The sequence below is a fragment of the Mycobacterium sp. genome, assembly GCF_035640695.1.
GTDB lineage: Bacteria > Actinomycetota > Actinomycetes > Mycobacteriales > Mycobacteriaceae > Mycobacterium.
Genome location: NZ_DASQVQ010000101.1, coordinates 1 through 4,085 on the forward strand (window position 1 = coordinate 1; position 4,085 = coordinate 4,085).

Consider the following 4,085-nt stretch of genomic DNA (forward strand, 5'->3'; position numbering starts at 1 on the left):
GCCGATCGAGCCGATTCCGGTGTACACCTCCGAGGAGATCGGGCAGGTCGCGCACGCGGTCGACGAGCTGCATGAGCAGGCGCTGCTGCTGGCCGGCGAGCAGGCCGCCCTGCAACACCAGATCGCGGACATGTTCGAGACTTTGTCGCGGCGCAGCCGCACGCTCGTCGATCAGCAGCTCTCGCTCATCGATCGCCTGGAGCGCAACGAAGGCGACCCGCAGCGGCTCGACAGCCTGTTCCGGCTCGACCACCTCGCCGCGCGGATGCGCCGTAACGCCGCCAACCTGCTGGTGCTGTCCGGCGCCACCATTCGTCGTGAGCAGGCCGAGCCCATGCCGCTCGCCGCGGTGATCAACGCCGCCGCCTCCGAGGTCGAGGACTACCGCCGCGTCACGACGTCGACGGTGCCGGACAGCTCACTGGTCGGCACCGCGACCGCCGACGTGATTCATCTGCTCGCCGAACTGCTCGACAACGCGCTGCGCTATTCGCCGCCGACCTCGCCCGTGCGGGTCTCGGCGGTGCACACCGGAAACCGCGGGCTCGTCATCGAGGTGAGCGACATCGGGCTCGGCATGACCGAGGGTGATCTGCGAATGGCCAACACCCGCCTGAAGTCCGGCGGCGAGGTGACCCCGTACGCGGCGCGGCACATGGGCCTGTTCGTGGTGGGTCGGCTGGCGGCCCAGCACGGCCTGGTGGTGCGGTTGCGCAGCTCCGTCGCCGGCGAGCCGGGCTCGGGCACGACCGCCGGGGTGTACCTGCCGGCCGAGCTGATCATCCGCCACGCCGTCCCCGCGCATACCAGGCCGCAGCACATCGTCGGCGAGGCGGTCACCGAAGCGCCGTCGGCCAACGGAATGGGTTACCCGACCGAGGAGCACGGCGTATTCCACACGGATCACGAGTTGTCAGGCGAGCCGTATGTCAATGGCTCGGGGCCGGCGGATTCGTCTTCGTCTTTGCCACGCCGAAAGCCGGGCGCGAGTGGAATTGGCGCGATTGGGCCGCAGCGGCAAGAGCCGCCGAGAGCGCCGACCGATACATCGAGGTTCTTCGCGTCTCGTGCCCAGGTGGCGGGCAACGGCGCCGCGGGCCATGCCCACGAACCCGACGTCTTCGAGCCGGGTGCACCAGATGCGGAGGTCGGCGAGCCGGTCTTGCCATCGTCCGGGAAGCGGACGCCTGCGTTTGCGCAGCACCCGGACGACGATGACAGCCCGATCTTCAAGAAGATGGTCTCCGAGTGGTTGGTGGACTTCAGCGCGTTGACCGAACCCCCGCAATCGTGGCAGTCGGTGTGGGACCACGGCTGGGCCGCGGCCGAACAAGCCGACGAAACGCCCGTGCGGTCGCGCACCGAGCAGGGATTACCGGTACGCGAGCCCGGCGCACGCCTGGTGCCCGGGTCCGCCGAAGGCATCGACGCGGGGCGCGGCAATGGTGCCCACAGCAAACCCGACTACGACGAGGTAGCATCGACCGGCGGCTTCCACTACGGCCGCCACGAATTGGGCGACCCAGTTCCGCTGCGCGACCCCAACGCGGTTCGCGCGTCTATCAGCAACCATTTCGGTGGTGTGCATGCGGGACGATCCCACGCCCGCGAAGCGAACGAAGGAACGGAAACCGAATGACCTACCCCCGGTCCATGCAGGACAAGTCGCTGGACTGGCTGGTGTCGAATTTCGCGCGCGAGGTACCCGGCGTGTCACACGCCGTGCTGGTGTCGGCGGACGGGCTACTGGTCGCGGCGAGCGAGCACCTGCCGCAGGAGCGCGGCGAACAACTGGCCGCCGTAGCCTCGGGTCTGGCCAGCCTCGCCACCGGCGCCGCGCAACTGTTCGAGGGCGGCCAAGTGCTGCAGTCGGTGGTCGAGATGCAAAACGGCTATCTCTTGCTGATGCGCGTCGGTGACGGCTCTCACCTGGCGACGCTCGCGTCGACCTCATGTGACATCGGTCAGATTGGCTACGAGATGGCGATTCTCGTCGAACGTGTCGGCGGTGTTGTCCGATCCAAGCGGCGCACCCCTCAACCCTCGTGAGCCACGATGGACCCGCTGGATTGGTCGGCATCCGAGAGTGAACCGAACCTGGTACGGCCGTACACTCTGACGGCCGGCCGAACCGGTTCGACTGTCGACCTTCCGCTGGAGGCGCCGATCGAAGCACTGGAGTCGGCGCGGCACCACCGCTGGCCCGCCAACGACGTGCGAGGAGAGATTGTGGAGCTGTGTGCGGACAGCCCATCGGTCGCCGAGATCTCCGCGCACCTGAACCTGCCGCTCGGTGTCGCTCGGGTGTTGGTGGGCGACCTCGTCACGTCGGGCTACTTGCAGGTGCGCACGACCTTGACCGAGCGGTCTACGGTAGAGGAGCGGCGAGAGTTGATAGGAAGGACGCTTCGTGGCTTACGCGCACTCTGAACAGCGTGGCGCCGCGTCCACGAAGATTGTCGTCGCCGGCGGGTTCGGGGTCGGAAAGACGACCTTCGTCGGCGCCGTCTCGGAAATCATGCCGCTGCGCACCGAAGCCATGGTCACCAACGAGTCCGTGGGTGTGGATGAGCTGGCCGCCACCCCTGCGAAGAGAACCACAACGGTCGCAATGGATTTCGGGCGGATCACGCTCGACGAAGACCTGGTGCTGTATCTGTTCGGCACGCCGGGCCAGCGCCGGTTTTGGTTCATGTGGGACGACCTGGTCCGTGGCGCGATCGGTGCGGTGATCCTGGTTGATTGTCGTCGACTGGAGGACAGTTTCGCCCCGGTGGACTTCTTCGAGGCCCGTCGCTTGCCGTTTCTGATCGCCATCAACGAATTCGACGGCGCGCCAAGATATCCGAGCGAGGAAGTGCGCCGGGCCCTGATGCTGACCGATGGCGTTCCGGTTATCACCGTCGACGCGCGTGAGCGCCAGTCCGCGAAGGACGCATTGATCGCGATCGCCGAATATGCGCTGGCAAAGCTGACGCCGCTGCCGCGCTGACCGATGGACTTGGCCGATCGCGAGTTCAATGGCCAAGACTTTCGAGACCATGACCTGACGCGGCTGCGCACCGAGCGTGTGGTGTTCGTCGAATGCGACTTCAGTGGCGCTAATCTCGCCGAGTCCGAACACAAGGCGTCCGCATTCCGCAACTGCTTGTTTCGCCGGACCACGTTGTGGCATAGTGTTTTTCGCCAGTGCAGCCTGTTGAGTTCGGTCTTCACGGGATGCCGGCTGCGGCCGCTGACCCTGGACGAGGTCGATTTCACACTTGCCGTTCTCGGCGGCTGCGACCTGCGCGACGTCGATCTCAGCGGCTGCCGCCTACGAGAAACCAGCCTGGTGGAAGTCGACATGCGTAAGGCCGTATTGACCGGTGCCGATCTGCGCGGGGCGCGGACAATCGGCGCACGGTTGGAGGAGGCCGACTTGCGCGGGGCGGTCGCCGACCCGTCGCTGTGGACGACGGCGACGTTGTCCGGCGCCCGGATCGACGTCGCTCAGGCGCTGGCCTACGCCGGCCGCGCATGGCCTCGACATACGCGGCGAGTAGGACGATACGCCCATACCACAGGCATCCGACGAGTCGCCGGTGGCGAAAGTTCTTTATCCACAGTGGTTTTGCCTGTGGATGGCGGGGCCGGGTTGTCGGGTGTGTCGATAGTGTCGGGGTATGGATTCGGATGCCGCCGAACAGGCCGTTGCGGCTTGTGACGCGCTGGATGGTGCGTTGGCGCTTATCGAGGCGGTGCCGTTCGACGCGTTGAGTACCCGCGAGCAGTTGAACATGCTGGAGCGGCAGGAAAAAGCCGCGCGGCGTCTGCCGAGCGCCGGCCATGAGTTGATCAACCAGATCGGCGAGCATGCCGACCCGGCCGAGCTGGGCGGGTCGCTGCCCAGGGTGCTGGCCGATCGGCTGCGCATCACCCCGGCCGAGGCCCGCCGGCGGGTCCGCGATGCCGAGCAGCTGGGCCCGCGCACCTCGTTGACCGGTGAGCCGTTGGGGCCGTGGTGGCCGGCCACCGCGGCGGCCCAGCGGGCCGGACAGATCAATAACGCCCATGTGGGCGAGATTCGCCGGTTCTTCAAGCAG

Annotated in this window: 5 protein-coding genes and 1 pseudogene; all 6 read left to right on the forward strand. The window is 67.0% G+C overall.

Annotation, left to right across the window (positions count from 1 at the left end; translation table 11 throughout):
• Nucleotides 1–1,639, forward strand: a 1,639-nt coding sequence (locus VE759_RS11900; RefSeq protein WP_324932198.1) for a sensor histidine kinase, incomplete at its 5' end; no start/stop codon positions are given.
• Nucleotides 1,636–2,049, forward strand: coding sequence for a serine protease inhibitor (locus VE759_RS11905; RefSeq protein WP_414687892.1), 414 nt, complete (start codon nucleotides 1,636–1,638; stop codon nucleotides 2,047–2,049). The genes VE759_RS11900 and VE759_RS11905, both read left to right, overlap by 4 nt.
• Nucleotides 2,050–2,055: 6 nt before the next feature.
• Nucleotides 2,056–2,430 carry a DUF742 domain-containing protein gene (locus VE759_RS11910; protein ID WP_324932200.1) on the forward strand — a complete coding sequence of 125 codons (375 nt, stop codon included), beginning with the start codon at nucleotides 2,056–2,058 and terminating at the stop codon, nucleotides 2,428–2,430.
• The gene (locus tag VE759_RS11915) at nucleotides 2,411–2,992 is read left to right on the forward strand and encodes an ATP/GTP-binding protein (RefSeq protein WP_324932203.1); all 582 of its coding nucleotides are present in this window, start codon (nucleotides 2,411–2,413) and stop codon (nucleotides 2,990–2,992) included. The genes VE759_RS11910 and VE759_RS11915 overlap by 20 nt, the downstream gene beginning before the upstream one ends.
• Before the next feature lie 3 nt (nucleotides 2,993–2,995).
• Nucleotides 2,996–3,545: pseudogene (locus tag VE759_RS11920) on the forward strand (pentapeptide repeat-containing protein).
• Between the two features lie 120 nt (nucleotides 3,546–3,665).
• Nucleotides 3,666–4,085 (forward strand): DUF222 domain-containing protein (locus tag VE759_RS11925; RefSeq protein ID WP_324932205.1); only part of this gene is annotated, 420 nt, incomplete at its 3' end.

Coding starts and splice junctions, on each gene's coding strand:
- VE759_RS11910 (WP_324932200.1), top strand. CDS start 2,056: ATGGACCCGCTGGATTGGTCGGCATCCGAGAGTGAACCGAACCTGGTA.
- VE759_RS11905 (WP_414687892.1), top strand. CDS start 1,636: ATGACCTACCCCCGGTCCATGCAGGACAAGTCGCTGGACTGGCTGGTG.